Genomic DNA, 25,079 nt, shown 5'->3' on the forward strand with positions numbered 1-25,079 from the left:
TCTCCGAATGAGCATTCCGCTCACCGCAGGTGCGACCCTGCATCCGCTCGTGCTCCCCGCACGGGCGGATGCGGGGCCCACCCCCTTGATCCAGGCCTACGCCGAAGCGCGCAACGCTTCGATCCGCGAAACCACCGGCCGTGACGACGACGCCCTCACGGCCGAGGCGCTGATGCCGCTGCTGCGCTCGAGTCCGGAGCGAACGAGGCGCCAGTGGTACGTCGAGCACGACGGCGAGGTCGTCGGCTGCAGCGCGATCAACCTGCTCACCGATGACGATGGCGCCACCGCAATCGCCACGATCGCACTCGCGAAGCGGCTCTGGGGTCGCGGCATCGGCGCTGCTGCATACCGCGAGTTGGAGGCCGATGCCCGCGGCGCCGGCGCAGAGAAGATCCTGCATTGGGCGGAACACCACGATGAAGAAGGCACCGAACTGCTGCCATCCCCCACCGGGTTCGGTGCGGTTCCGCTCGATCATGCCGCCCGGTTCCTGCGGCGGCAGCTCTACGCCCTTGAGCAGGTCGTGCGCGTGAGCGCCCTGATCTGGGACGAGCAGACGCCCGGAGCACTGACCAGACTGCGCGAGGAGGCAGCGGCACACGCCGACGAGTACCGAATCGTGCAGTGGACGCTGCCTACGCCGGCCGAGTACGTAGACGGATACGCCTGGTTGAAGTCGCGCATGTCGACCGACACCCCCGATGCCGAACTCGGCCAGCCAGAGGAGCTCTGGGACGCCGAACGCGTCGCCCGCCACGATGACCGGTACGCGCAGATGAGCCACACGGTGCTCGTCACCGCCGCGCAGCATGTGGCTACCGGCGTGCTGTGCGCGTTCAACGAGCTGTCCATCGGCCCCGACGAGGCATCCGTCACCCATCAGGAGGACACCCTGGTGGCGGCGCCGCATCGCGGTCACCGCCTCGGCATGCTCGTGAAGACCGCCGGCCTTCTGAGCTGGCGTGAGCACCACCCGCAGTCGTCCAGAGTCGTCACCTACAACGCCGAGGAGAACCGGCCGATGCTCTCCATCAACGAAGCCATCGGCTTCGCCCCGATCGCCTACGAAGGCGCCTGGAAGAAGGTACTGACATGACCACGACCACTCTGACGATCACGCCGCTGAGCGTGCCGCAGTCGGTCGATGCCCCGGACGCGGCCGAATTTCTCGCATACGCCGAGTTGAATCGGCAGATCTGCGATGAGGAGGCCGGCCTTCCGGGCCTTGCCCAGAAGGCCGTCGACATGCTTCCGGGTTGGCTCGATGACACCGACGAGGTCAGCCACGGCTTCGTCGCACGCCGCGACGGAGTCATCGTCGGCATGGTCACCGTCTCCTTCGCGCAAGACGAAGGCGCCAGCACGGCCGAGTTCGACCTGATGGTGCCCCACGAGCACTGGGGGCACGGCGTCGAAGACGCGCTCCTCACGTGCGCCGAGGACGACGCCCGGCTCGCCGATCGCCGCGTCCTGCAGACCTGGACCCTGCATCGCCCCATCGAGGGCCCGCGGATGCTCACACCGAAGACCGGGTGGGGGCGGGTGCCCGCGACCGGGCTCACCGCGTTGTTCGAAGCGAACGGCTTCAGCTTCGAACAGGTGGAGCGCAACAGTTCCTTCGACCTGCGAAACGATCCCGCGCCTGTCGCAGGCGCTCTCGCAGAGGCTGTCGAGAGTGCCGGTGCCGCGTATCGGGAGTTCTCCTGGGTGATGCCGACTCCTGTCGACATCAGGGCGGGCTACGCGGCCGCGCTCGCTCGGCTCTCCACGGACGCGCCAAGCGGAGACCTGGAGATCGACGAAGAGCAGTGGAACGCCGAGCGCGTCGCCCGACGCGATGCCCGGTTGACAGGAAGCGGCCAACTCGTTTCGGTGTCAGCGGTGGAGCACATTCCTTCCGGCACGATCGTCGCGTACAACGAGCTCCTGATCGGTGCCGACCGCTCCGAGGTCACGCACCAGATGGGCACCCTGGTCCTCAAGGAGCACCGGGGTCACCGCCTCGGGACCATCGTGAAGTGCGCGAACCTGCTGCGCTGGCGCGAGCTCGCTCCGGAATCTCCCTGGGTTTCGACCTTCAACGCCGAGGAGAACCGCCCGATGCTCGACATCAACGAGGCGATCGGCTTCGTACCGGTCTCGTACGCAGGCGCCTGGCAGAAGAAGCTCTGAGTCGGCGCCGAGGGCGGAGCGGATCTCATCCTGGAGGATGAGGTCCGATCCGCTCTCTTCATTCTCCTGGCCGACGACGCGGCGACCCCCGGCGGCGAGGCTGGAAGCATGAACGTCGCTGCCATCAATCCGCCCGTCATCGAAGCACACGCTCTCACGAAGAGCTTCGGCTCCACCCGCGCACTCGCCGGCGTCGATCTCGCGATCCACCGCGGAGAATCCGTCGCGATCATGGGAGCATCCGGCTCGGGAAAAACGACGCTGCTGCACGTGCTCGCCGGCATCACCGCACCGGATACCGGACGCGTCACCTTCCGCCCTGCCGCCGGCGCTCCGGTCGAGGTGAACGACCTCGGCGAAACCGCTCGCTCTCGCCTGCGCCGCGAGCGGTTCGGGTTCGTCTTCCAGCAGGGGCTGCTCATCCCGGAACTGACCGCAGTGGAGAACGTCGCGTTGGCGTCGATGATCAACGGCGTGAAACGAGCGGAGGCCATCCCGCACGCTGCGTCCTGGCTTGCCGCCCTTGGTCTTGCCGGGATGGAGGACCGAAGGATCGGCGAACTCTCGGGTGGCCAGGCCCAGCGCGTGGCGATCGCTCGCGCCCAGGCTACGGGTGCAGAGCTGGTCTTCGCCGACGAACCGACCGGAGCACTCGATTCGCAGACCTCGAACGAGGTCATGGACGCGCTGCTGTGGTCGACATCGGGTCAAGGACGCACCCTGATCGTCGTGACGCACGACTCGGAAGTCGCGGCTCGCTGCACGCGCACCATCGCGGTTCGTGACGGCCTGATCCTCTCTGCTGGGGTGTCCGCATGAATCCGAGGGTTCTCGCCATCCTGCTCCGCCCCGCTCCTGGTCAAGGTGCAGTGCTCGCGCTCCCGATCGTCGCCTTCGGCATCGTGACGACGCTGGTGCTGACAGTGATCGGCGGCGCGCAGTCCTTCTGGGGCTGGAGCGATGAATACGCTCCGATCTATCAGGCGCTGGCCGCGACCGCCCTGGTGCTCCTCATCGTTCCGCTGATGAGCCTCGGTGGCGCGGCGGCCCGCCTGTCGGCGCGGCGCCGCGATGAACGCCTCTCCACCCTCCGCCTGCTCGGCGTCTCCCCCGGCGGTGTCGCGATGGCGACTGTTGTCGAGTCGGTACTGGTCGCGGGAGTGGGAGCGTTCGCCGGCGTGCTGGGCCACCTCGCCCTCAGCCCGCTGATCGGTCTCATCCCGTTCCGAGGCCAACCGCTCGGTCTCTCAGCCGTCGTGCTTCCGCCGATGCTCGTCGTCGCCGTCTTCGGCGGCGTGCTGCTCCTCGCCACCGTCAGCGCAGCGGTCGGGCTCCGGCGCGTCGTGATCTCACCTCTCGGGGTGCGCATGCGCACCACCGCATCGAACGTGCATTGGATTCGTGCCGTGATCGCCGCGGTCATCCTCGCGATCGCCTTCGCACTGATCAAGGTCTTCCCCTCGAGCGGCGGATTCATCGCCGTGATCATCGTGCTGGCCGCGCTGTTCGCCGGGGCGCTCGCCGTGCTGAACATCATCGGGCCGTGGGCACTGAAAGTAGCCGCTTCCCGCCAGCTGCGGCGCGCCGAACTGCCGGATCGTCTGCTCGCCGCTCGGCTCGTCCTGGATTCTCCGAAAGCGGCCTGGCGGCAGATCGGCGGCATCGCCATGGCGAGCTTCATGGCCGTGTTCGCGGGCACCGGCGTCGCGCTGATGAACGTGATGAGCGACGAGAACGCCGCGGCCGGAGACTTGGCGCTCGCGGCGGACATGCACACCGGACTCGTCATCACCCTCGTCGCGTCGTTCCTCATGGTCGCTGCGTCTGTCGGTGTGAATCAGGCATCGGACATCCTCGATCAGCGCGAACTGCATCGCAGCCTCCATCATCTGGGCATGCCGTTGGACACTGTCGATCGTGCCCGCCGCCGGGCGATCATGTCACCGCTGCTGGTCACCGCGATCGGGTCGTCTCTGTGCGCCGGCGCGCTGGTGCTCCCGCTCCTCGGTCTCGCCCTCGTCATCTCCCCGCTCTCCCTGATGACGATCACGCTTGTCGTCGCCGGCGGCATCGGCGTGGTGTGGGTGAGCACGAGGGCAACGCGCCCGCTGCTCGCGCGGTCGTTCTCCGCAGCCTGATCGACGTCGGGTCAGGCCGTCTGCCGCGCGGCGGACGGGCTGACCCGCACATGGATGCTCTTCATCAACGGCTGATCGCTCTGCGCGCTGAAGTCGGCCGGGCCGATCAGGATGTTCATCTCGGGCATGTAGCCGGCGGCACTCCCGCGCGGCGTGTTGTACGCCACCGCGCGATACTGGCGCAGCTCACGGAGTGAGCCGTCCTTCGACGTCGACACGATGTCGACGAAGTCTCCTTGGGCGATACCGCGATCGCTCATGTCGGTTTCGTTCATGAAGATCAGCTCACGGATGTTCTTCACGCCGCGATAGCGATCGTTGTTCGCGTAGATCGTCGTGTTCCACTGATCATGGGAGCGCATCGTCTGCAATACGAGCATGTCCTCGGATGCCGGAAGCACGTCGTACAACGCCGGCAGGGAGAACTCGGCCTTCCCCGACGCCGTCCGGAAGTCGAGTTCGCGCGCCGGTTGCGGGATGCGGAATCCGTTCGGATGCGCGATGAGATCGTTGAACCCCTCGAAGCCGGGGAGCACCTCGGCCATCACGTCACGGATGACGTCGTAATCGGCGACATAGGATTCCCATGGCAGCGGGCTGTCCGGAAGAACCGCTCTGGCCATCCGGGCAATGATGTCGGGGTCGGACAGCAGATGCTCGGAGGCCGGCTTCTTCTTTCCGACCGAGAGATGCACCATGCTCATCGCATCCTCGACGGTCTGCCCCTGCAGGCCGGATTCCTGCTCGTCCCGCTCGGTGCGCCCGAGGCACGGCAGAATCAGCGCCTTCTCCCCGTGCACGATGTGACTGCGGTTGAGCTTCGTACTCACCTGCACGGTCAGATTGCACTGACTCATGCCCTGTGCGGTGTACAGCGGGTCAGGAACCGCAGCGACGAAGTTGCCGCCGAGAGCGATGAAAACCTTGACCGCTCCCTCGTGCATGGCACGGATGCTCGCGACCGTGTCGAGACCGGGTTCCCGCGGTGAGGTGATGCCGAGGACCGCGTCGAGGCGATCGAGCAGCGCCGCGGGCGCGTGGTGATCGATGCCGCAGGTGCGGTTGCCCTGCACGTTGCTGTGCCCGCGCACGGGTGCGGGTCCGGCGCCAGGGCGTCCGATATTGCCGCGGAGGAGCAGCACGTTCGTGAACTCGCGCACCATGTCGACGGCGTGCTCCTGCTGACTCACGCCGAGGCACCAGCTGATGATCGTCTTGTCCGCCTTGAGGTACAGGCCGCCGGCATGACGAAGCTGCTCCTCGGTGAGCCCGGACTGCAGGACGAGCTCAGACCAGGGAGTCGCCTCCACCAGCGCCCGATATTCGGCGAAACCCTGCGTGTACCTCTCGATGAAGTCGGCAGCGAGCACCGAGGGGTCGGCCTCCGCCGCCTCGAAGACGACCTTCGCGACGGCACGCATCAGCGCCATGTCTCCACCCGGCCGCACCTGAAGGTCGAGCGTTCCCGTGGTGTGCGTCTTGAAGAGCGCCATGTCGACGAAGTCGTGCGGCACGATCGTGCGCGTGGAAGCCGCCTCGACGAGCGGGTTGACGTGCACCACCAGGGCGCCGTTCTTCACCGCGTTCGAGAGCGAGGTGAGCATCCGTGGAGCATTCGACGCCGCGTTGACGCCGATGAGGAAGAGCAGGTCGGTGTTCTCCCAGTCCTCGAGCGTCGTGGTGCCCTTGCCTGTGCCGATGGAGGCACGCAGGGCACGCCCGGACGCTTCGTGGCACATGTTCGAGCAGTCCGGCATGTTGTTCGTGCCGTACTCGCGCATCATGAGCTGGTACATGAAGGAGGCTTCGTTGCTGAGGCGACCCGAGGTGTAGAAGGTCGCCTGATCCGGGCTGTCCAGCGCTCGCAGCTCCTCGCCGATGAGGGCGAAGGCGTCGTCCCAGCTGATGGGCGCGTACCGATCGGTCTCGGGGTCGTAGACCATCGGCTCGGTGAGCCGACCGGCATTCTCGAGCTCGAAATCCGTCCAGGTCGCGAGTTCGGCGACCGTGTGCTTCGAGAAGAAGCCACTCCCCACCCGCTTGTGGGTCATCTCCCACGTCACGTGCTTCATGCCGTTCTCGCAGATGTCGAGCCCGAGCCCGTTCTGGTCGTCCGGCCACGCGCAGCCGGGGCAGTCGAATCCCTTGATCGGATGATTCATCGTGAGCATCGCCAGCGCGCCGCTCACCGGCGCTTTCGAGCGCAGCAGCACTTCACCGACGGAGACCGTCGCACCCCAACCGGCCGCCGGGTGATGGTAATCCTTCTGCGACCACGGCCGATCCGTCACCGGCCCATATCCTCCCTGGCGCGGGATCTCAGGCATGAGCCCGAACGCCACGCCCTGCGTCGACTTGTCATCGAGACTGGTCATTGCCCGACCCCTCCAACTGGAGCGCTCCATCGGCGGGCTCTCCTGTTTCTACGGTCACCCGATGCGGGTGCGAATAGACGTTCATCGACCGACCTCGCAGGAAACCCACGAGCGTCAGGCCTCGTGCCTCTGCCAGTTCGGCCGCCAGCGACGAGGGTGCCGAGACGGCGGCCAGAATAGGGATGCCCGCCATGGCGGCCTTCTGAACGAGTTCGAAGCTCGCTCGCCCCGACACCTGAAGCACCGTGCCTCGCAACGGGAGCCGGTCGTTCAGTACGGCCCATCCGACGACCTTGTCGACAGCGTTATGCCGCCCGACGTCCTCTCTGAGTACGAGCAACTCGCCGGTTTCAGCGTCGAACAGCGCAGCGGCATGCAGTCCGCCGGTCTTGTCGAAGACATCCTGTTGTGCGCGCAGCCGGGTCGGGTATGCGGACAGCGCTTCGGCCGTGACCGCTGCTTCGTCGGTCGAGACGTCGTAGCGTGAGACGGTCTCCACCGCGTCGATACTGGCCTTGCCGCACACGCCGCAGGAGCTGGTCGTGTAGAAGGACCGCGCGAGATCGGGGGCAGGCGGCTGCACGCCGGCCGCCAGGGTGAGATCGAGGACGTTGTAGGTGTTCTCGGCACCACCGGTGCCCGGACCGCCGCAGTGGATCGCGGACTGGAACTCGCTCCCCTCGGCGATCACTCCCTCGGAGACGAGAAAGCCGGCAGCGAGTTCGACGTCATGCCCCGGCGTGCGCATGGTCACCGCCAGCGGCGTACCGGCGACACGGATCTCGAGCGGTTCCTCGACGGCGAGCGTGTCGGCTCGTCGCTGAGATCCGCTGTCCAACGAGATCTTCAGCACCGACCGCCTCGTCGTGATCCGTCCCATATCCAGAGCGTACCCGGGGTACGGCGGCCTGACGATCCGCACCGTGCGTGGAGCGGTACCGTTGCTGCATGGCCTTCCCACCCCTTGTGGCGCCCGCTGCATCTCTTTCCGACGCGGAACGCGTGCGCACCGCACGACAGCTGCGACTGACCGAGATCGGCGAACTCGGCCAGCTCCGACTCGCGGCCGCACGCGTCGGCGTGCTCGGCGCCGGCGGGATCGGCTCCCCCGTATTGCTGTATCTGGCCTCCACAGGGGTCGGCACGATCGGGATCATCGATGACGACGATGTGGAGCGCAGCAACCTTCAGCGCCAGATCGCCTTCGGCACGGCCGATGTCGGGCGCCCCAAGACGACCGTGGCCGCTGAGCGCATCCGCGCCCTCGCCCCGGATGTCCGCATCGTCGAGCATCGCGCGCGGCTGACAGACGCGAATGCCCAGGAACTGCTCGGCGGCTACGATCTGATCATCGATGGCAGCGACAGCTTCGACACCCGCTACGCGGTCGCCGATGCCTGCGATGTGCTCGGCATCCCGCTGGTGTGGGGGTCGGTTCTGCGATTCGACGCACAGGTGAGTGTCTTCTGGTCTCGCCCGTCCTCAGGCTCGCCCATGCGCCTGCGCGACGTCTTCCCGGAGCCGCCGGCCGCCGGCACCGTTCCTTCGTGCGCGGACGCCGGAGTGCTCGGATCGCTGTGCGGACAGGTGGGCTCGATGCTGGTGACCGAGGCGGTCAAACTGATCTGCGGAATCGGCGAGCCGTTGGTGGGCCGGATGCTGGTGCTCGACGCGCTCAGCGGACGAACACGGGAGATTCCTCTCGCAGCCCCCTCCCGCCCTGCGGCGCTCCCCCGGGTCTCCCCGGAAGAACTCGCGGAACTGATCGCCGAAGAGCCGACGATCACTCTGCTCGACGTCCGGGAGCCCGACGAGTTCGCCGCCGGGAGCATCCCCGGAGCACGCTCCGTTCCGCTGCGCACTCTGCTCGCGGATCCCGCCGCCGTGGACGTCACCGGAACCATCGTGGTGTTCTGTCAGCAGGGTCCTCGGGCGCGCGCCGCGGGGCGTGCGCTCGCGGCCGCGCACCCTGACGCGGATCTCCGCCTCCTCGCCGGCAGCTATGCGGCCTGGTCCGCCGCGTTCGAACCGTCCGGGACGCTGTGATGATCACCGTCGACGAACACCGCGCGCGCATCCTCGAGGCGACGTCCGCGCTCCCCGCCGAGCGTCTTCCGCTCGCAGCGGCACTCGGGCTCGTGCTCGACGAGAATGTCACGAGCCGCTGGCCGGTTCCGCTCTTCGACAACTCCGCCATGGACGGCTACGCCGTGCGGCGGGCGGATGCGACCGCTGGTGCGGTGCTGCGCATCGTCGCCGACGTCGCGGCGGGTTCGAGCGAGGATCCGTCGCTCGGCGCCGGAGAGGCAGCGCGCATCATGACCGGCGCGCCGATCCCCTCGGATGCCGACGCCATCGTCCCCCTGGAGCAGACCGATCTCGGGACAGCGATCCAGGAGACGCCTCCGGATCAGATCACCGTCCTCACGGCGCCGACTCCCGCCGCGCATATTCGCCCCCGCGGCGAGGACTCCCCCGCGGGGGCTCTGGCCGTCGCCGCGGGCACGCCGCTCGGCGCCTGGCAGCTGTCGTCGATCGCGTCAGCCGGTCATGATCACGTCATGGCGATTCGCGCGCCGCGAGTGGCCGTGATCTCCACGGGTAGCGAGCTCATCTCTCCCGCAGGCACACCGAAGCGCGGACAGATTCCGGAGTCGAACTCAGTGCTGATCAGCGCCGCCGCCCGCTCTGCCGGTGCGGAGATCGTCACGGTGGTCACCGTGGCTGATGATCCGGCCGCTCTGCGCCGCGCGCTGGACGAGCTGGAAGCCGATGTCGTGATCCTCTCCGGAGGCGCAAGCGTCGGCGCGTTCGACGTCGTCAAGGCGGTGCTGGGCGGTGAGCGCGGCGTGCGATTCGACGCGGTCGCGATGCAGCCGGGCAAGCCCCAAGGCTTCGGAGTCCTCGATTCCGGGATGCTGGCGTTCTGCCTGCCGGGGAATCCGGTGAGTGTGGCAGCGTCATTCGAGATGTTCGTGCGTCCCGCGCTGCGCCGGCTGGCCGGACACACCACGATCGAACGGGCTCAGGTCATCCGCACCGCCGCAGTCGGCTGGCGGTGCCCTCCGGGGCGCGTGCAGGTCCTGCCCGCCGTGATCGACGGCGAGACCGTGCGACCGGCGACGAACCGCGGCAGCGGTTCGCATCTGGTCACGTCGCTCGCCATCGCTTCGGCATTCGCGATCATTCCCGCAGAGGTCGAGCGGGTCGAAGAAGGAGATCCTGTGACTGTGATGGTCCTGTCATGAACCAGCCGTTCACCCACCTGGACAGCGCGGGCCACGCGCGGATGGTCGATGTCACCGAGAAGCAGCCGACGGTGCGCTCGGCGACGGCATCCGGATTCGTCCGCTGCTCCCCCCTCGTGGTGTCCGCACTCCGCGACGGGACGACGCCGAAGGGCGATGTCCTGGCTGTCGCCCGGATCGCCGGCATCCAGGCGGCGAAACGTACCGCCGAGCTGCTGCCGCTCGCGCACGTGATCGGCGTGCATGGTGCGCAGGTCGACCTCGAGATCGTCGACGACGGCGTGCAGATCGAAGCCACCGTCCGCACGGCCGATCGCACCGGCGTCGAGATGGAGGCCTTCACGGCGGTGAGCGTCACGGCGCTCGCTCTCGTCGACATGGTCAAAGGCCTCGACAAATCGATCACGATCGAGAACATCGCTCTGCTCCGCAAGACCGGCGGGAAGAGCGGCGACTGGGTGCGCGTTCCGTGACAGCTTCGGCACCTGAATCGGCGGCGATCGTCCTCGCCGGCGGGCGAGCGACGCGCCTGGATGCCGCGGACAAGGCGTCCCTGGTCGTGGATGGCACAGCACTCGTGGATCATGTGTTCGCCGCCGTTCGCGGGTGCACTCCGATCATCGCCGTCGGCCCCGACAGTCTCTCGCGTCCGGGGATTCGCGTGGTGCGGGAGGATCCCCCGTTCGGAGGGCCGGTGGCGGCCATCTCGGCAGCGCTGCATGCATTGGACGGAGTGGATGTCGTCGAGACATGGTTGCTCGCCTGCGACCTGCCGCGTGCGCAAGATCTCGTCGCCCTGCTCGCCGCCGTCGCGATCCCCGATGATGCGGATGCCGTGATCGCTGTCGACGCAGACGGACGCGAGCAATGGCTCGCCGGCCGGTATCGGCTCAACGCGCTCAGACGCGCAGCTGCGGCGCTCCCCAAGGTTGCCGGCGTCTCCATGCGGAGCCTGATCGCTCCGCTCACGCTGCATACGGTCGATGACGCCGGAACCGCACTCGACCTTGATACCTGGTCCGCCATCGACGACTATCGGAACAGCCGAAAGGATCACCATGTCTGACTCCCCCGCCGACCTCGACGTCTGGGTTGCGGAACTCGCCGACGCACTCGGCCTCGAAACCGCAGAGGTGCCCACAGGTCTGCTGCTGGACGTCACGCGCGAAGCCGCGCATGCCATCATCAGGCCCGCGGGGCCGCTGACGACCTATCTCATCGGCATCGCCGTCGCACAGGGCATGCCCGTGGAAGAAGCGGTGGCGCGCACGCGCGCGGCCATCGAGGCCAGGGCGACGGCATCCGAGGTGCAGTCATGAAGCTTCGCTATTTCGCCGGCGCGGCCGATGCCGCGGGGCGCGAGGAGCAGCAGGTCGATGGCCCGATCACGCTCGGCGCACTGCGGGTGGCGCTGAGCACGGAGCACGGGCCGGAGTTCGCCGATGTCCTCGGGCGCTGCTCGCTGCTCGTCGACGGGACGCGCGGCGGGGACGACGTTGTCGTGCCGGATGACGCGACCGTCGACGTGCTCCCGCCGTTCGCCGGCGGCTGAGCGCACTCGCCGCAGAGGAGCGCGCCCACAGGCGATCAGGTCGCGAGGCTCCCCAGCCCGACCCAGATTGCAGTGCCGTCGGCTTCGACCTGCTTCTTCCACACCGGGAGTTCGGCCTTGACTCTCTCGACGAGCTCACGGCACACCTCGAAGGCGTCGGCCCGGTGAGCCGAAGATACGGCGCAGATGATCGCCGCGTCGCCCACAGCCAGGGCGCCGATCCGGTGACTCACCGCGATCCGGATTCCGTCGCCGTCGAGAGACGCGGAGATCTCGCCGAGGATCCGCTCCGCATCGGGGTGGGCGCTGTATTCCAGGAGCACGACTTCGCCCGCGGCATCCGGGTCGTGGTCGCGCACGGTACCGACGAAGAGCGCACTGGCACCGGCCTCCGCCCCTGCCACCGCGTCGAGATGCTCTGAGGGATCGAGCACGACGTCGGACACCCGACTGAAGGCGATCATGCGTGGTCACCGCCGTCCAGCTGCGCGGCGACGTGCGCGGCGACCTGCAGGACGACCGGGACGCCATCCCGGACCGCCCCAGGGGAACCCGCGAGGTTCACCACCAGGGCACCGTCCACGATGCCGGCGCGACCCCTGGACAGCATCGCCTGCGGAAACCCTGCGGTGCCGACGCGACGGATCTCCTCGGCGATGCCGGGGATCTCGCGTTGCAGCAGGCCGGTCATCGCCTCGGGGGTGACGTCCCGAGGCGAGAGGCCGGTGCCGCCGGTCGTCACGACCAGACGAGCGCCGAGAGTCACGACCTGACGCACCGCGCCCGCAATGGCCTCGACTTCGTCCGGCACGACGCGAACAGTTGCAGACCACCCGTCCGCGGCGAGAAGTTCAGCGGCGAGAGGACCGGAGACGTCTTCGCGCAGGCCTGCCGCTGAACGATCAGAGACCGTGATCACGGCGGCGGAAAGGGCGGAGGAAGTCACGATTCCCAGTGTAGGTCGCTGTGGGCCCGGTCAGTCGATAGGAACCGGCCCGGACCAGGGGCGGGCGAAATGTTCCGCTGACCCGCGCCCCGGGCATCCACACCCCAGTCGGAAATCCGCTAGGACGTGATCACGTCGCGAACGAAGGACAGCTCCGTGATGCCCTCGGCGGCGAGGAAGTGCCCAGCGCCAGGAACGACCTGTGCCGAGATTCCGAGCTGTTCGGCGAGACGGTCCGTATGCCCGGGCGGAACGATCGAGTCGTTGTCGGAGCGGACGACCACAAGCCGGCCGATGTGGTCACGAAGTTCCGTCACGTCGCAGCCGCCGCCGATGAATCCGTCCAACTCGGGCAGGGCAGGCAGTGGGTCTATGAAACCCGACACCAGCACCAGCGTTCCCAGCCGCCAGGCACCAGGAAGGGAGCGCAGGTAGCGCAGCACCGCCAGGCAGCCGAGGCTGTGCGCGATCACGATCGTATGCTCGTCCGGCTGTTTCACTGCAGCGCGGACGTCGTCCTCCCACTGCTCGGTTTGCGGCATGAGGGGGTGCGGGAGGGGCGGGATCGCGGTCCTGATGCTCTCGGTCTCGAGCTGCTCGGCGAGCCAACCGAACCAGTGATCCTCTGGGGTCGCCCCGTAGCCGTGGAAGATCAGGGCCCGCTGATGCGTTGTGCGTGGAGTCTGAGATGCTGCAGTCGTCATAGGACAGAACGGTAAGGGTTCACGCTAGCGTGAAGGTCAATTCGAGAAAGAGGAGCGAAGCGTGCAGATCGGCGAACTCGCGAAGCTGACGGGCATGAGCACACGAGCACTCCGACACTACGAAGACAGAGGACTCCTGATCCCCGATCGCACCAGCGGCGGCTACCGCGACTATTCCGAAGAGGACGTGACTCTGGTGGCGCACATCAAGGCGATGATCGCCGCCGGTCTGGGTACCGCCACCATCCGGCGCTACCTCGACTGCGCTCGGCTCGGAGATCACGGGACCTCTTTGGAGATGTGCCCGGACCTTCGCGCCGAACTGAACTCGATCGCCGAGTGCCTCGCCGCGAAGAAATCCGAACTCCGTGAGACTGAGCGACGACTCAACGAGCTCGCATCGACCAGTTGAGAATGGTGCCTGCCTGGTCGCGCTCGCCGCACATCCGCTCAACTAGCGTTTTCGCTGACAGGCAGGGCAGAAGTGTGAAGAGCGGTTCATGAACGCCTCGCGGCGGATGCTGCCGCCGCACCGAGGGCAGGGCTGACCGCCGCGCCCGTATGCGTTCAAGGAATGCGCGAAGTACCCGGACTCCCCGTTCACGTTGACGTACTGGGCGTCGAAGCTGGTGCCACCCTCGGCGAGTGCCTTCGCCAGCACGGCCCGTACCTCGGCGAGCAGCCGGCCGACGGCGACCGCGGACAATCGGTTCGCCGGGGTCTCCGGATGGATCCGCGCGGCCCACAGCGACTCGTCGGCGTAGATGTTGCCGATACCGCTCACGACGCTCTGGTCGAGCAGCACGCGCTTGATCGCGCTGGCTCGCTTGCCCAGCGCCGAGCGGAAGGCGACGTCATCGAATGCGGCATCCACCGGATCCCGCGCGATGTGCACGACTTGCGAAGGGATCAGCGAGTCCCCGTCCGTGACGAGAGCGTCGACGGCGAGCGAACCGAAGGTGCGCTGATCGGCGAAGACGATCGCGAGATGACCGTGCTGGGGATGCTCCAGGTGGATGCGGACGCGCTCATGGCGTTCCGCCGCCGCATCCGGTGCCCGCAGCAGCATCTGTCCGCTCATGCCGAGGTGGGCGATCAGCGCGGCTTCCTCGCCGTCCAGCGGGAGCCAGAGGAACTTGCCGCGACGTTCCGCCGCACGGAAGGTGCGACCTTCGAGGCGCCCGACGAAATCGGCCGCGCCAGCGGGATGACGGGTCAGGGCGCGCTCATCGAAGACGCTGACGCCGCTGATCCGAGAGCCCACTGCGGCCGGAGCGAGGCCCGCTCTGACGACCTCGACCTCGGGAAGTTCAGGCATGCTCGCTGAGCGAACGCCACGCACTCAGCGCGGCCGCCATCTCTGCGGTCTTCTTGCTGCTGCCGACGCCGGTCATGCTGAGGTCGCCGACGAGAACCGTCGCCAGGAAGCGTCGATCATGATCGGGGCCGCTCGACTCCACCGAATACTGGGGCGGGCTCGCCCCTGTCCTCGCAGCGAGCTCCTGAAGACTCGTCTTCGGATCCATCGCCGCGCCGTAGCGCTCCGGGTCTGCGAGCAGCGGCTCGGTGAGCCTGAGCACGAGTTCGGTGGCGGCCTCGGGGCCCACGGAGATGTAGGTCGCCCCGATCACCGCTTCCATCGTGTCGGCGAGGATCGAATCCTTGTCGCGACCGCCGGTCTGCTCCTCGCCGCGTCCCAGCAGCAGATGGCTGCCGAGATCGATCCCTCTGGCCACTTCGGCGAGGGCCACCGTCGAGACGACGCTCGCGCGGCGCTTCGCCAGCTGACCTTCGTCGAGCTCAGGGTGCGTCGTGAACAGCATCACCGTCACGGCCTGACCGAGTACGGAGTCGCCGAGGAACTCGAGCCGCTCGTTGTGCGGAATCCCGCCGTGCTCGTACGCGTAGGAGCGATGCGTCAGCGCCAACTCCAGAAGCTCCGCGTCGATATCGACGCGGAGCTTCTGCGAGAGAGCCTGCACGGCAGGATCAGACGTCAGCGACCTTGCGGCCCTTGTACTCCATGAAGAGCTCGGTGCCCTGGGAGTCGGTGACGACCTTCGCCTGGTGAGGGCGGCTGTAAACGGTCTTGCCGTTCTCGATCGTCTTGACGAGAGCGATGGGCGCCGCCTTCCACTGCGCGCGACGCGAGCGGGTGTTGGAACGGGATACCTTGCGCTTCGGGGGGTTACCAGCCATGGCTAACTCTCTTCTGTGTTCTTGGACGCGCTGCTTTCTGCTGCGCTTCCTTGGTCTGTGATCTGTTGGAGCGCGCTCCATCGAGGATCGATGGGAGCGGCTTTCTCCGCCCCGGTGTTCACGGCCAGCCGCTCACCCGTACTCGGGTCGAGTCCAGGGCAGTCCGGCTGACACACCGGTTGAAACGGAAGCGCCAATACGGCCGCTTCCCTGACCAGAGTTTCAAGATCCACGTGGTTGTCTTGAACCTCGAAGTCAGTTTCTTCCTCACCAGGATACGCGAAAAGCTCCTGGAACTCGACTTCGACAGGCTCGGCGATGTCGATGAGGCATCTTCCGCACACTCCGACGTACTCCGCGTCCACTGTTCCGGTCGCGAGAATGCCCTCGTGAACGGACTCCAGGCGCACGTCGATGTCGATCTCGGAACCCGCCTCATAGGAGACGATTCCCTCTCCCCACTGCTCGGCGAGGGGCACGGCGAAACGGTGTTCACGCATTTCGCCTGGCTTGCGGACGATGTCACGGACGGGAAGGATGAACGGGCCATTCAGACGAGGTCGCACCACCCAATGCTACCGCGTCAGATGCCGCGGGCCCCTGTGTCGAGGAAGGCAGCGACGGCCGGCGGCACGAACGGGGTGACGTCCCCGCCCAGGGATGCGACCTGGCGCACCAGGGAACTGGACACCATGGCATGCGCCGGATCCGGCAGCAGGAACACTGTCTCGATATCGGCGAGGTGCCTGTTCACGATCGCCATCGGCGACTCGTAAGCGACGTCGATCTGCGAGCGGATCCCCTTGATGAGGACGTGGGCGTCGACATCGCGCGCGTAGTCGACCAGAAGGCCCATGCTCCACGATCCGACGATGATGTTGCCCTCCATGCCGTCTTCGGCGATGGACTGCTCGAGCAGGGAGAGCCGCTGCGCGATCGGCAGCATGGCTTCCTTGCCGGGGTTGTGCACGACGAGCACGTGCAGCTCGTCGTACAGCTTCGCGGCCCGACGGATCACGTCGAGGTGGCCGAGGGTGGGGGGATCGAAGGAACCCGGGACGACGGCGATCCGGCTGCTCATGCTTCCAGCCTAGGGCACGCCCTCCCCGCGTCAGTTCTTCGCCAGCGCCGCCCGATCGTCATCGCTGACGCGACGGGCGATCACCTCGCGCAGCCCCGGATGCAGGCTCAAATGGGGGTCGTCGGTGAGGATCTTCTCGCCGATCTCCCGCGCCATCATGATGAGGCCGGAATCCTTGACCACGCGCAGCAGCTTCAGGGACGAGCGGACACCGGCTTGCGCGGCACCGAGAACATCGCCCTCACCACGCAGCTCCAGGTCGACTTCGGCGAGCTTGAAGCCATCCAGCGTGCCGGCGACCGCATCGACGCGCTCCCGGGCGATGGATCCGGATTCCGCCTCTGTCACCAGCAGGCACAGCCCCGGCACTCCCCCGCGGCCGACACGTCCGCGCAGCTGGTGCAACTGGGACACGCCGAAGCGATCGGCATCGAGCACGATCATCGTCGACGCGTTCGGCACATCCACCCCGACCTCGATGACGGTCGTCGCCAGGAGCAGATCGATCTCCCCCCTGGCGAAGGCCTGCATCACCGCGTCCTTCTCGTCGGAGGGCATCCGCCCGTGCAGGACCGCACGTCGGAGTGCACCGAGCTTCGGATGCGTGGCCAGAGCCTCATCGAGCTGCACGACACCCCAGCGCGGACCGTTCGCGCCTTCGGGAGCCGGCGTCTGCTCCGCGCCGGCCTCGACGGTCTTCTTCGCCGTGTCGATCGCCGCACACACCGCGAAGATCTGATGCCCCTTGGCGATCTCCTCAGCGGCGCGATCCCAGACCCGGTTGAACCACCCGGGGTGCTCGGCGAGCGGAGCGACGAAGGTCTCGATGCCCGCCCGTCCCGCCGGCATCGTGCGGATGACGGACGTATCGAGGTCGCCGAACACCGTCATCGCGACCGTGCGCGGGATCGGAGTGGCCGTCAGCACGAGCGCGTGCGGGCTGGAGCCCTTGGCCCGCAGGGCTTCTCGCTGCTCGACGCCGAAACGATGCTGCTCGTCGACGACGACGAGGCCGAGATCGGCGAAGGTCGTCTTCTCACCCAACAGCGCGTGCGTGCCCACCACGATCAGCGATTGGCCGGATGCCACGCGCAGGGCCGCGCGACGACGGTCGGCGGCTCCGAGCTGACCGGTCAGCAGGGTGGGCATCACGAGAGGTGCGAGCTCCGGCCCCAGCATCCGCGTGATCGAGCGCAGATGCTGCCCGGCGAGCACCTCGGTCGGAGCGATGAGCGCCGCCTGCCCTCCGGACTCCGCGACCTGCAGCATCGCACGCAGCGCCACCAGCGTCTTGCCGGAGCCGACCTCGCCCTGCACCAGCCGGTTCATCGGCCAGGAGCCGACGAGGTCAGCCGCGACCTGCGCGCCGACGCTCTGCTGGTCGTCGGTGAGCGTGTACGGCAGCGCGCGGTCGAAGCGTTCGAGCAGTCCACCCGGTTCCGCAGGACGCGCGGTCGCCGAGAGGGCGCGAACGGCATCGCGCTGCTGAAGGAGTGCGGTCTGCAGGACCAGGGCCTCATGCATCCGCAGCGTGCGCACCGCTGGATCGATGTCATTGCGGGTTCGCGGCCGGTGAATCTGCTCCAGCGCCATGCGCGCCTCGAGCAGATCCTCGCGTTCGCGGACCGGGGCAGGCAGCGGATCGGGCACGTCTTCCAGCCCGTCCAGGACGCGGCCGATGAGTTTGGCGATCTGCCAGGTCTGGATGCTCGACGTGGCCGGATAGATCGGGATCGGCACCGCCGCCCTGGCGTCGGCACTGCGGCGCGCGGAATCCTCGTCCTCGAAGAGCTCGTACTCGGGGTGCGCGAACTGCGTCACGTCGTTGTACATGCCGACCTTGCCCGAGAAGACGCCACGACGCCCGACGGCCAGCTCTTCCGAGCGCCACTTCGCCGCCCCGAGGTTCTTCGCGAAGAAGGTCAGCGACATCCGACCGATGCCGTCGCCGATGATCACATCGACCATCGCCCCCTTCCGATTGCGCATCGCGCGGGCACTGGACGAGAGCACCTCGGCGACGATCGTCACCGTCTCTCCGATCGGAAGATCACGGATCGGCGTCAGCTCGCCCGGGTCGGCGTAGCGCCGTGGGTAGTGCACGAGCAGATCGCCGACGCTGCGCATGCCGAAGGCCCGGTCCAGGGTCTTCGCCGGTGCCGCGCCGAGCGCGTCCTCCAGCGATGAATCAAGCGTGAGCGACATGCTCCGAGTCTAGGGAACGCCGCGGACACGGAATCCGAACCGATTGTCGTATCGTGAACGGGTGACGAGGATCATCGCCGGTTCGGCCAGAGGCATTCGCCTGGAGGTGCCGAGTGCAGGTACCCGCCCGACGAGCGACCGCGTCAGGGAGTCGCTCTTCGGGGCGTTGGAATCGGCGGATGCCATCGTCGGAGCACGCGTCCTCGACCTCTACGCCGGCTCCGGAGCGCTCGGACTCGAAACGCTCAGTCGGGGCGCCGTGAGCGCCGACCTCGTGGAGCGGTCCCGCCCTGCGGCCGCGATCATCCGCCGCAACGCCGCCACGGTCGCGAAAGCCGGCGGAGTGGCGACGGCGCGGGTCCACGAGAGCGCGGTGCGGACCTTCCTGCAGCGCACCGCCGGAACATACGATCTGGTGTTCTCCGATCCGCCGTACGATCTGGACGACGAGGCGATGAACGGCGATCTGGCGGCTCTTGCGCCCCTGCTGTCCGTGGACGCTCTCGTGATCGTCGAGCGCGCCCGCCGCTCGACGCCGCCCGATCTTGAGGCTGCGGGACTGGAGCTGCTCCGAGACCGGAGTTACGGCGACACCACCCTGTGGTGGGCCGCGCGGCAGACGACCGAAGGACCGGTCGAGGCGTCGGGGGTCGGGGAGACTCAGCCCGACGCCGAGTCCCAGTCCCGGTAGGGGTCCCACCCTTCGACGTCCACCGGAGCGCCGTCGCACAGCAACGCATCCGCCCCGGCCGGGAGGACGGTGCCGATGACCCGGAATCCTGGAGGCAGCACGCCGTCGGGGAATGTCGCGAGCAGCGCATGATCCTCGCCGCCGGCCAGAGCCCGCCCCCGATTCTCGCCGAGCGCGTCGCCATCGAGCGCGATCGTCACACCTGATGCCTCGGCCATCCGCCGCGCATCGAGAGCCAGCCCATCGGAGATGTCCATCATCGCGGTCGCTCCCGCCACGGCAGCGACCGGCCCCAGGCCGATCGGCGGTGCCGGACGCAGCTGGGCGGAGAGCGCCGCACGTTCACCATCGCGAAGCAACGCGCTGTCGACAGCCACCGGCGTCTCCCCGTCGCGGAATCGGCCGAACAGCACGGCCAGTCCGTGCGCGGCGTGGCCGAGTTCGCCGGCGACGGCGACGGCATCCCCCGGCCGCGCACCCGACCTCGTGATCGCCGCACGTCCTTCGAGATCGCCGAGCGCCGTCACCGCGACCGTGAGCGTGTCCGAGACGGTGAGGTCACCACCGACGACTCCGCACCCCGGAGCCAGTGCTGCGCAGGCATCGCTGAACCCGTCGGCGAGCCGCTCGACGAACGACAGCCGCAGATCGCGCGGAACGGCCAGGGCGACGAGCAGCGCGGTCGGACGCGCACCCATCGCCGCGACATCGGCGAGGTTCACCGCGGCGGCCTTCCAGCCCAGGTCGTAGCCGCTGGACCATGCCAGGCGGAAGTCCGGACCGTGCACGAGGGTGTCGGTCGTCGCCACCACCGTGCCTGATGGGGCGGCGATGACCGCGGCGTCATCACCAGGTCCGATCAGCGTGTGCGAGGCCGGCGCGGTGCGCGCCAGAATCGCCCGCAGGATGCGCCCCTCTGAGATGTCTCCCAGGCGCGGATCGTCGTCTTCGGGTCGGGAGGGCATGCTGTCAAAGGTAGCCTGGAACCATGTTCCGCTCTCGTCGCCTCGCAGTCGCCGCGGGCGCTCTGATCGTGGCTTCCGCCCTTTCCGGATGCTCCACCACAGTGCATCTGGAACCGGCCGACGCCGCGAACGATCCCGCCTGCGCCGACGTCTCCGTGCTCCTGCCCGAGAACGTGGCAGGCCTTGACCGCGTCTGGACCGATGCGCAGGCAACCGGCGCATGGGGCGACCCGAGCATCGTGCTGCGCTGCGGGGTTGCTCCGCCTGCCCCGTCGGCCCTGGATTGCACGACGATCGGCGGCGTCGACTGGCTCGTACTCGATCAGGAGGACACGAGGCAGCGCCTCGTCACCTACGGCCGGGATCCTGCGATCGAAGTGACCATCAAGCGGGGTGAGGAGTTCGACTTCGCCACCGTCGTCGACACGATCTCCAAGAGCATCCAGTCCGGCCTCGCGCCGGCGACCGCGCGCTGCACAGAGCGCGGCTAGGTCCGCTCCGCCTGAGCGGAGACGGACCGCCGCACTCGAAACCTCAGCGGTCCAGACCCGATTCGATGAGCTCGGTGATGAGCTCGCCGTAACCGAGGCCGGACGCGATCCAGCACTTCGGGAACATCGAGATCGGAGTGAACCCCGGCATCGTGTTCAGCTCGTTGACGATGAGCTCGCCGGAGGCCGTGACGAAGAAATCGACGCGGGCGAGGCCCTTGCCGTCCACGGCCTCGAAGACACGCACCGCCGTCTCACGCAGACGCTCGATCAACTCGTCGTCGACATCGGCAGGGCAGACGATCTCGACGCCGTCACCGCCGAGGTACTTGCCCTCGAAGTCGTAGAAACTGCGCGACGTCAGCACGACTTCGCCAGGCAGCGATGCTCGCGGCCCCTGCCCGCCACGACCGGCGAGCACACCGACCTCGATCTCGCGCCCCTCGACCCGCGACTCGACGAGGACCTTCTCGTCCTCGGCGAAGGCGATCTCGAGAGCGGCATCCAGCCCTTCTCCGTCATCGACCCGCGACACGCCGACGCTCGAGCCGGCACCGGCCGGTTTGACGAACACCACGGGACCGAGCGCTGCGATCTGCGCGCGCACAGCCGACGGATCGGCCCGCCACTGCGCACGACGCACGGTGATCCCTGGCGACACCGCGATACCGGCGGAGCTCAGTGCGAGCTTGGTGAAGTGCTTGTCGAGGGAGATGGCGGAATCCAGGATACCGCAGCCGGCGTAGGGCATGTCGATGACCTCGAAGAAGCCCTGGATCGCACCGTCCTCGCCGTGCAGGCCATGCAGAAGCGGCAGCACGATGTCGACTTCGCCGAGCCCCTCGGTCACGCCGTCGGGGTGCACGACGCGCAGCGTGCGTTCGCCGCCGGGTTCGGGCCACAGCATCCGGGTGCCGTTGTCGACGACCTCAGGCAGGTGCTCCGCCTCCAATGGGAACTTCTCCGGACGATCCTCTTCGAGCACGAAAGCGCCGTCGCGGGTGATCCCCACCGGGATCACCCGATAGCGATCGCGATCAATCGCGCCCAGTACCCCGCCCGCCGTTGCGGAACTGATCGAATGCTCGCTGGAGCGCCCTCCGAAGAGCACCACCACCGTCTGCTTGTCCATGGTTGGTCCTCTCACCCTGCGGGGTGTCGTCGTCCGTCGTCAGGTGCGGTGCGATGTCGCGGGGGTTCATCTTCCCGTCGAGCACCATCTTCACCTGTTCGACAATGGGCATGTCCACCTCGGACTCGCGTGCGAGCTGCAGAATGGGGGCGACCGACGCGAGCCCCTCCGCAGTCTGCTGCATCTGCTTGACGACGTCCTGGAAGCTGTATCCCTGGCCGAGCAGGCGCCCGGCCGTGTTGTTGCGGCTCAGCGGCGACTGGCAGGTGGCGATGAGGTCGCCGAGTCCGGCCAGACCCTGCAGCGTCTCCGGATGCGCGCCGTTGGCGACGGCGAAGTCCGTCATCTCCACGAGTCCGCGGGTGATGATCGAGGCCTTCGTGTTCTCGCCGTATCCGACGCCGTCGACGATGCCGATCGCGACGGCGATGAGGTTCTTCAGCACACCGCCGAACTCGGTGCCGATGACATCCGTGTTCACGAAGGTCCGGAAGTAGCTGTTGCGCGCGGCGCGGGCGATCGTCTCGGCGGTCTCCCGACTGCGCGAGGAGATCACCGCAGCGGTCGGCTGCTCCTTCGCGATCTCCAGCGCGAGGTTCGGCCCGGATGCCACGGCGATGCGATCGGGGTCGCACTGCATCTCCTGCTCGATGACCTGGCTCATCCGAAGCCCGGTGCCTCGTTCGACGCCCTTCATCAGGCTGACGATCTTGGCGTCGGAGTCCGCGAGGAGCGGGCGCAGCGCCTTGAGGTTCTCACGCAGGGATTGGCTGGGAACCGAAAGGTACACCTGCTCGACGCCCTGGAGTGCCAGGGCGAGCTCGTGCGTCGCCGCCATCGATCGCGGGAGATTGATGCCCGGCAGGTAGCGGGAGTTCCGCTTCGCCTCGTCGATCTCGTGCGCGAGCTCGGCCCGGCGGGCCCACATGGTCACCTGCGCTCCGCCGTCGGCGAGGATCTTGCCGAAGGTGGTGCCCCAGCTGCCGGCACCCACCACAGCGACCTTGGGACCGGTGGGGAGAGTTCTCTTAGGGTTCAAGGCGACCGGTCTCCTTCTGGCCGTGCGTCGCCGGATTCCAGCGCTCTGCCGGCGCTTTCGCGTCGCGAAGCTCCTCGAGAAGAACGGTGATCGCGTTCATCAGGCGTGTGGTCGCCTCGTTGAGCACGGCCTGTTCGCTCCCCCGGCCCTTCAGATCCGAGAGGTCGACAGGATCTCCGATGATCACCTGCACCGGCTTGCGCGGCGGCCAGATGCTGAGCTTCTTCTGGTAGCGCCCCATGATCTCCTGGGTGCCCCACTGCGCCATCGGGATCAACGGGATGTCACCGGCGAGAGCGAGACGCACTGCGCCGGACTTGCCCCGCATCGGCCACAGCTCGGGGTCACGCGTGAGCGTGCCCTCGGGGTACACGATGACCCCCCTGCCGTGCTCGACGAGCTCTTTCGACTGTCTCATGGTCTGTTTCGCCGCGGACGCGGACGAGGTCCGGGCGACAGGGATCATCCCGGTCTTGCGCAGCAACCACCCGAGCACCGGGACGCGGAACAGACTGTCCTTGGCCATGAATCGCGGCGCTCGCCCCAGCCGCCAGACGGCGACAGCGACGATCAGCGGATCGAACTCCGAGTAGTGGTTGGGCGCGAGTACGAAGGCACCGTCGCGAGGCAGCTTCTCGCGCCCGGTGACGTGGATCTTCGCGAGCAGCGAGACCGCCGGGATCACGAGCGCCGCAAGCGGCCAGAACAGGCTGGGCCGGCTCTTCTCGGGCGACGAAGAACCCATCGGGGTCACCGGATGACGTCGAAGTCGGCGCCGACGGCGTCGAGCTTGGCGAGGAACTTCTCGTAGCCACGGCTGAGGATGTCGACGCCGGAGACCTGGGACTCGCCCTGTGCGGTCAGCGCGGCGATGACGTGGCTGTAGCCGCCACGGAGGTCCGGAACCACGATGTCGGCGCCATGCAACGGCGTCGGACCGGTGATCACGGCCGCCTGTTCCAGGTCGCGGCGCGGCACTCGACGAGGGCCGTCCTGGAGTCCGCGCGGGTGCACGACGATGTCGGCCCCCATCTTGACCAGCGCGTCGGTGAAGCCCAGCCGGTTCTCATAGACGGTCTCGTGCACGACGGAGCGGCCGCGCGCCTGGGTCAGCGCGACCACCAGCGGCTGCTGCCAGTCGGTCATGAAGCCAGGGTGCACGTCGGTCTCGATGACCACAGGGTGCAGTTCGCCGTCGCGGCGGAACAGGATGCCGTCCTCCTGGATGTCGAACCAGCCGCCCGCCTTGCGGAACACGTTCAGGAACGTCAGCATCTCCTGCTGCTTGGCGCCGCCGACGAAGATCTCGCCGTCGGTCGCGAGCGCAGCGGATGCCCAGGACGCGGCTTCGTTGCGGTCGAAGATCGAACGGTGATCGTAGCCGCGGAGCTTCTCGACTCCCTCGATCACGATGACCCGGTTGGGCTCGTAGGAGATGATCGCGCCCATCTTCTGCAGGACGGCGATGAGATCCATGATCTCGGGCTCGATGGCCGCGTTGCGAAGCTCGGTGACGCCCTCTGCGCGCACGGCGGTCAGCAGCACCTGCTCGGTGGCGCCGACACTCGGGTACGGGAGGTGGATGTTCGCGCCGTGCAGTCGCGCGTTCGGACGCGAAAGGCGGATGCCGCTGGGCAGCTTCTCGACGATCGCGCCGAACTTGCGGAGCGCATCCAGGTGGAAGTCGATCGGCCGGTCGCCGATGCGGCAGCCGCCGAGGTCCGGGATGAACGCCTGTCCGAGGCGATGCAGGAGTGGACCGCAGAACAGGATCGGGATCCGCGATGCACCTGCGTGCGCGTCGATCTCCTCGAAGTGGGCGGACTCCACGTCGCTCGGGTCGAAGACGAGAGCACCGGGCTCGTCGCCCTCGCTCACTCGGACGCCGTGCACCTCGAGCAGCGAGCGCACGACCGCGACGTCACTGATGGCCGGGACGTCGCGCAGCACGCTGACCGTCTCTCCGAGGAGAGACGCGACCATCGCCTTCGTCGCCAGGTTCTTGGCGCCCTTGACATCGACGCGGCCGCGCAGCGGGCGTCCTCCTCGAATGCTGAGGACGTCTCCGGTGAGAGCAGGAACTCCATCCGGAAGAGCATCGCGCACGGGTGTCGTCATTCGGAGCCTCACTTCATTCC

At 67.7% G+C, this 25,079-nt stretch carries 29 protein-coding genes; 13 read left to right on the forward strand and 16 right to left on the reverse strand.

Features of this window, described 5'->3' with window-relative positions; translation table 11 throughout:
* Positions 1–7: 7 nt before the first annotated feature.
* From MRBLWO13_RS15480 to MRBLWO13_RS15495, 4 genes are all read left to right on the forward strand, one after another.
* A complete protein-coding gene (locus tag MRBLWO13_RS15480; protein WP_341974982.1) occupies positions 8–1,099 on the forward strand; it encodes a GNAT family N-acetyltransferase in 1,092 nt (363 codons plus the stop codon).
* A complete protein-coding gene (locus MRBLWO13_RS15485; RefSeq protein WP_341974983.1) occupies positions 1,096–2,175 on the forward strand; it encodes a GNAT family N-acetyltransferase in 1,080 nt (359 codons plus the stop codon). Before MRBLWO13_RS15480 ends, MRBLWO13_RS15485 begins: the two co-directional genes overlap by 4 nt.
* A 108-nt stretch (positions 2,176–2,283) precedes the next feature.
* Complete coding sequence (locus MRBLWO13_RS15490) at positions 2,284–2,994, forward strand: ABC transporter ATP-binding protein (protein WP_341974984.1); 711 nt, start codon at positions 2,284–2,286, stop codon at positions 2,992–2,994.
* Positions 2,991–4,313: an FtsX-like permease family protein gene (locus tag MRBLWO13_RS15495; protein ID WP_341974985.1), complete on the forward strand. Its 1,323-nt coding sequence runs from the start codon at positions 2,991–2,993 to the stop codon at positions 4,311–4,313. Before MRBLWO13_RS15490 ends, MRBLWO13_RS15495 begins: the two co-directional genes overlap by 4 nt.
* 11 nt (positions 4,314–4,324) lie before the next feature.
* Here the strand turns inward: MRBLWO13_RS15495 and MRBLWO13_RS15500 are convergent, their stop codons facing one another.
* Positions 4,325–6,688: an FdhF/YdeP family oxidoreductase gene (locus MRBLWO13_RS15500; RefSeq protein WP_341974986.1), complete on the reverse strand. Its 2,364-nt coding sequence runs from the start codon at positions 6,686–6,688 to the stop codon at positions 4,325–4,327.
* Positions 6,672–7,568, reverse strand: coding sequence for a formate dehydrogenase accessory sulfurtransferase FdhD (gene fdhD / locus MRBLWO13_RS15505; RefSeq protein ID WP_341974987.1), 897 nt, complete (start codon positions 7,566–7,568; stop codon positions 6,672–6,674). The genes MRBLWO13_RS15500 and fdhD overlap by 17 nt, the downstream gene beginning before the upstream one ends.
* Before the next feature lie 68 nt (positions 7,569–7,636).
* Here fdhD and MRBLWO13_RS15510 point away from each other — a divergent pair, with 68 nt between their 5' ends.
* Genes MRBLWO13_RS15510 through MRBLWO13_RS15535 form a run of 6 tightly spaced genes read left to right on the forward strand, consistent with a single transcriptional unit; the run spans position 7,637 to position 11,488 of the window.
* Positions 7,637–8,734: a ThiF family adenylyltransferase gene (locus MRBLWO13_RS15510; protein WP_341974988.1), complete on the forward strand. Its 1,098-nt coding sequence runs from the start codon at positions 7,637–7,639 to the stop codon at positions 8,732–8,734.
* A complete protein-coding gene (glp, locus tag MRBLWO13_RS15515) occupies positions 8,734–9,936 on the forward strand; it encodes a gephyrin-like molybdotransferase Glp (RefSeq protein ID WP_341974989.1) in 1,203 nt (400 codons plus the stop codon). The genes MRBLWO13_RS15510 and glp overlap by 1 nt, the downstream gene beginning before the upstream one ends.
* Positions 9,933–10,409 (forward strand): cyclic pyranopterin monophosphate synthase MoaC, encoded by a 477-nt coding sequence (gene moaC / locus MRBLWO13_RS15520; protein ID WP_341974990.1) that lies wholly within the window; start codon positions 9,933–9,935, stop codon positions 10,407–10,409. The genes glp and moaC overlap by 4 nt, the downstream gene beginning before the upstream one ends.
* Positions 10,406–11,002: an NTP transferase domain-containing protein gene (locus tag MRBLWO13_RS15525; RefSeq protein WP_341974991.1), complete on the forward strand. Its 597-nt coding sequence runs from the start codon at positions 10,406–10,408 to the stop codon at positions 11,000–11,002. The genes moaC and MRBLWO13_RS15525 overlap by 4 nt, the downstream gene beginning before the upstream one ends.
* Positions 10,995–11,255, forward strand: a complete 261-nt coding sequence (locus MRBLWO13_RS15530) for a DUF6457 domain-containing protein (protein ID WP_341974992.1) — start codon at positions 10,995–10,997, stop codon at positions 11,253–11,255. Before MRBLWO13_RS15525 ends, MRBLWO13_RS15530 begins: the two co-directional genes overlap by 8 nt.
* Complete coding sequence (locus MRBLWO13_RS15535) at positions 11,252–11,488, forward strand: MoaD/ThiS family protein (protein WP_341974993.1); 237 nt, start codon at positions 11,252–11,254, stop codon at positions 11,486–11,488. Before MRBLWO13_RS15530 ends, MRBLWO13_RS15535 begins: the two co-directional genes overlap by 4 nt.
* Before the next feature lie 35 nt (positions 11,489–11,523).
* On the opposite strand, the gene MRBLWO13_RS15540 is transcribed toward MRBLWO13_RS15535, so the two are convergent.
* The 3 genes from MRBLWO13_RS15540 to MRBLWO13_RS15550 form a co-directional block, all read right to left on the reverse strand.
* On the reverse strand, positions 11,524–11,952 hold the full coding sequence (locus MRBLWO13_RS15540) for a molybdenum cofactor biosynthesis protein MoaE (protein ID WP_341974994.1): 429 nt from the start codon (positions 11,950–11,952) through the stop codon (positions 11,524–11,526).
* Complete coding sequence (locus tag MRBLWO13_RS15545; protein ID WP_341974995.1) at positions 11,949–12,434, reverse strand: MogA/MoaB family molybdenum cofactor biosynthesis protein; 486 nt, start codon at positions 12,432–12,434, stop codon at positions 11,949–11,951. Before MRBLWO13_RS15545 ends, MRBLWO13_RS15540 begins: the two co-directional genes overlap by 4 nt.
* Before the next feature lie 119 nt (positions 12,435–12,553).
* Positions 12,554–13,138, reverse strand: a complete 585-nt coding sequence (locus tag MRBLWO13_RS15550) for an alpha/beta hydrolase (RefSeq protein WP_341974996.1) — start codon at positions 13,136–13,138, stop codon at positions 12,554–12,556.
* Positions 13,139–13,199: 61 nt separating this feature from the next.
* Between MRBLWO13_RS15550 and MRBLWO13_RS15555 the strand changes: the two genes are divergently transcribed.
* Entirely contained in the window at positions 13,200–13,550 is a 351-nt protein-coding gene (locus tag MRBLWO13_RS15555; RefSeq protein WP_341974997.1) for a MerR family transcriptional regulator, read from the forward strand.
* 42 nt (positions 13,551–13,592) lie between these two features.
* On the opposite strand, the gene mutM is transcribed toward MRBLWO13_RS15555, so the two are convergent.
* Genes mutM through MRBLWO13_RS15585 form a run of 6 tightly spaced genes read right to left on the reverse strand, consistent with a single transcriptional unit; the run spans position 13,593 to position 18,623 of the window.
* The gene (mutM, locus tag MRBLWO13_RS15560; protein WP_341974998.1) at positions 13,593–14,456 is read right to left on the reverse strand and encodes a bifunctional DNA-formamidopyrimidine glycosylase/DNA-(apurinic or apyrimidinic site) lyase; all 864 of its coding nucleotides are present in this window, start codon (positions 14,454–14,456) and stop codon (positions 13,593–13,595) included.
* The gene (gene rnc / locus MRBLWO13_RS15565; RefSeq protein ID WP_341974999.1) at positions 14,449–15,120 is read right to left on the reverse strand and encodes a ribonuclease III; all 672 of its coding nucleotides are present in this window, start codon (positions 15,118–15,120) and stop codon (positions 14,449–14,451) included. The genes mutM and rnc overlap by 8 nt, the downstream gene beginning before the upstream one ends.
* Positions 15,121–15,127: 7 nt before the next feature.
* Positions 15,128–15,337: a 50S ribosomal protein L32 gene (gene rpmF, locus MRBLWO13_RS15570; protein ID WP_188436709.1), complete on the reverse strand. Its 210-nt coding sequence runs from the start codon at positions 15,335–15,337 to the stop codon at positions 15,128–15,130.
* A gap of 2 nt (positions 15,338–15,339) precedes the next feature.
* Positions 15,340–15,891 carry a DUF177 domain-containing protein gene (locus MRBLWO13_RS15575; protein ID WP_341978440.1) on the reverse strand — a complete coding sequence of 184 codons (552 nt, stop codon included), beginning with the start codon at positions 15,889–15,891 and terminating at the stop codon, positions 15,340–15,342.
* Positions 15,892–15,920: 29 nt separating this feature from the next.
* Positions 15,921–16,418: a pantetheine-phosphate adenylyltransferase gene (gene coaD, locus MRBLWO13_RS15580; protein WP_341975000.1), complete on the reverse strand. Its 498-nt coding sequence runs from the start codon at positions 16,416–16,418 to the stop codon at positions 15,921–15,923.
* Between the two features lie 30 nt (positions 16,419–16,448).
* A complete protein-coding gene (locus MRBLWO13_RS15585) occupies positions 16,449–18,623 on the reverse strand; it encodes an ATP-dependent DNA helicase RecG (RefSeq protein ID WP_341975001.1) in 2,175 nt (724 codons plus the stop codon).
* A 61-nt stretch (positions 18,624–18,684) separates the two neighbouring features.
* Here MRBLWO13_RS15585 and rsmD point away from each other — a divergent pair, with 61 nt between their 5' ends.
* Entirely contained in the window at positions 18,685–19,314 is a 630-nt protein-coding gene (rsmD, locus tag MRBLWO13_RS15590) for a 16S rRNA (guanine(966)-N(2))-methyltransferase RsmD (RefSeq protein ID WP_341975002.1), read from the forward strand.
* Here rsmD and thiL read toward each other — a convergent pair.
* The gene (thiL, locus tag MRBLWO13_RS15595; protein ID WP_341975003.1) at positions 19,284–20,279 is read right to left on the reverse strand and encodes a thiamine-phosphate kinase; all 996 of its coding nucleotides are present in this window, start codon (positions 20,277–20,279) and stop codon (positions 19,284–19,286) included. The two genes, rsmD and thiL, sit on opposite strands and share 31 nt — an antisense overlap.
* 23 nt (positions 20,280–20,302) lie before the next feature.
* Between thiL and MRBLWO13_RS15600 the strand changes: the two genes are divergently transcribed.
* Positions 20,303–20,770, forward strand: a complete 468-nt coding sequence (locus MRBLWO13_RS15600) for a DUF3515 family protein (protein WP_341975004.1) — start codon at positions 20,303–20,305, stop codon at positions 20,768–20,770.
* A gap of 43 nt (positions 20,771–20,813) precedes the next feature.
* Here the strand turns inward: MRBLWO13_RS15600 and MRBLWO13_RS15605 are convergent, their stop codons facing one another.
* The 4 genes from MRBLWO13_RS15605 to murA are packed head-to-tail and all read right to left on the reverse strand — an operon-like array spanning position 20,814 to position 25,059.
* Positions 20,814–21,902, reverse strand: a complete 1,089-nt coding sequence (locus tag MRBLWO13_RS15605; protein ID WP_341975005.1) for a D-alanine--D-alanine ligase family protein — start codon at positions 21,900–21,902, stop codon at positions 20,814–20,816.
* A complete protein-coding gene (locus tag MRBLWO13_RS15610; protein WP_341975006.1) occupies positions 21,808–22,941 on the reverse strand; it encodes an NAD(P)H-dependent glycerol-3-phosphate dehydrogenase in 1,134 nt (377 codons plus the stop codon). The genes MRBLWO13_RS15605 and MRBLWO13_RS15610 overlap by 95 nt, the downstream gene beginning before the upstream one ends.
* Complete coding sequence (locus MRBLWO13_RS15615) at positions 22,931–23,686, reverse strand: lysophospholipid acyltransferase family protein (protein ID WP_341975007.1); 756 nt, start codon at positions 23,684–23,686, stop codon at positions 22,931–22,933. The genes MRBLWO13_RS15610 and MRBLWO13_RS15615 overlap by 11 nt, the downstream gene beginning before the upstream one ends.
* Before the next feature lie 5 nt (positions 23,687–23,691).
* The gene (gene murA / locus MRBLWO13_RS15620) at positions 23,692–25,059 is read right to left on the reverse strand and encodes a UDP-N-acetylglucosamine 1-carboxyvinyltransferase (RefSeq protein ID WP_341975008.1); all 1,368 of its coding nucleotides are present in this window, start codon (positions 25,057–25,059) and stop codon (positions 23,692–23,694) included.
* Between the last annotated feature and the right edge of the window lie 20 nt (positions 25,060–25,079).

It is taken from the genome of Microbacterium sp. LWO13-1.2, from assembly GCF_038397725.1.
In the GTDB taxonomy this organism is placed as follows: Bacteria; Actinomycetota; Actinomycetes; order Actinomycetales; family Microbacteriaceae; genus Microbacterium.

Coding starts and splice junctions, on each gene's coding strand:
- MRBLWO13_RS15480 (WP_341974982.1), top strand. CDS start 8: ATGAGCATTCCGCTCACCGCAGGTGCGACCCTGCATCCGCTCGTGCTC.
- MRBLWO13_RS15485 (WP_341974983.1), top strand. CDS start 1,096: ATGACCACGACCACTCTGACGATCACGCCGCTGAGCGTGCCGCAGTCG.
- MRBLWO13_RS15490 (WP_341974984.1), top strand. CDS start 2,284: ATGAACGTCGCTGCCATCAATCCGCCCGTCATCGAAGCACACGCTCTC.
- MRBLWO13_RS15495 (WP_341974985.1), top strand. CDS start 2,991: ATGAATCCGAGGGTTCTCGCCATCCTGCTCCGCCCCGCTCCTGGTCAA.
- MRBLWO13_RS15500 (WP_341974986.1), bottom strand. CDS start 6,688: ATGACCAGTCTCGATGACAAGTCGACGCAGGGCGTGGCGTTCGGGCTC.
- fdhD (WP_341974987.1), bottom strand. CDS start 7,568: ATGGGACGGATCACGACGAGGCGGTCGGTGCTGAAGATCTCGTTGGAC.
- MRBLWO13_RS15510 (WP_341974988.1), top strand. CDS start 7,637: ATGGCCTTCCCACCCCTTGTGGCGCCCGCTGCATCTCTTTCCGACGCG.
- glp (WP_341974989.1), top strand. CDS start 8,734: ATGATCACCGTCGACGAACACCGCGCGCGCATCCTCGAGGCGACGTCC.
- moaC (WP_341974990.1), top strand. CDS start 9,933: ATGAACCAGCCGTTCACCCACCTGGACAGCGCGGGCCACGCGCGGATG.
- MRBLWO13_RS15530 (WP_341974992.1), top strand. CDS start 10,995: ATGTCTGACTCCCCCGCCGACCTCGACGTCTGGGTTGCGGAACTCGCC.
- MRBLWO13_RS15535 (WP_341974993.1), top strand. CDS start 11,252: ATGAAGCTTCGCTATTTCGCCGGCGCGGCCGATGCCGCGGGGCGCGAG.
- MRBLWO13_RS15540 (WP_341974994.1), bottom strand. CDS start 11,952: ATGATCGCCTTCAGTCGGGTGTCCGACGTCGTGCTCGATCCCTCAGAG.
- MRBLWO13_RS15550 (WP_341974996.1), bottom strand. CDS start 13,138: ATGACGACTGCAGCATCTCAGACTCCACGCACAACGCATCAGCGGGCC.
- mutM (WP_341974998.1), bottom strand. CDS start 14,456: ATGCCTGAACTTCCCGAGGTCGAGGTCGTCAGAGCGGGCCTCGCTCCG.
- rpmF (WP_188436709.1), bottom strand. CDS start 15,337: ATGGCTGGTAACCCCCCGAAGCGCAAGGTATCCCGTTCCAACACCCGC.
- coaD (WP_341975000.1), bottom strand. CDS start 16,418: ATGAGCAGCCGGATCGCCGTCGTCCCGGGTTCCTTCGATCCCCCCACC.
- MRBLWO13_RS15585 (WP_341975001.1), bottom strand. CDS start 18,623: ATGTCGCTCACGCTTGATTCATCGCTGGAGGACGCGCTCGGCGCGGCA.
- thiL (WP_341975003.1), bottom strand. CDS start 20,279: ATGCCCTCCCGACCCGAAGACGACGATCCGCGCCTGGGAGACATCTCA.
- MRBLWO13_RS15600 (WP_341975004.1), top strand. CDS start 20,303: ATGTTCCGCTCTCGTCGCCTCGCAGTCGCCGCGGGCGCTCTGATCGTG.
- MRBLWO13_RS15605 (WP_341975005.1), bottom strand. CDS start 21,902: ATGGACAAGCAGACGGTGGTGGTGCTCTTCGGAGGGCGCTCCAGCGAG.
- MRBLWO13_RS15615 (WP_341975007.1), bottom strand. CDS start 23,686: ATGGGTTCTTCGTCGCCCGAGAAGAGCCGGCCCAGCCTGTTCTGGCCG.
- murA (WP_341975008.1), bottom strand. CDS start 25,059: ATGACGACACCCGTGCGCGATGCTCTTCCGGATGGAGTTCCTGCTCTC.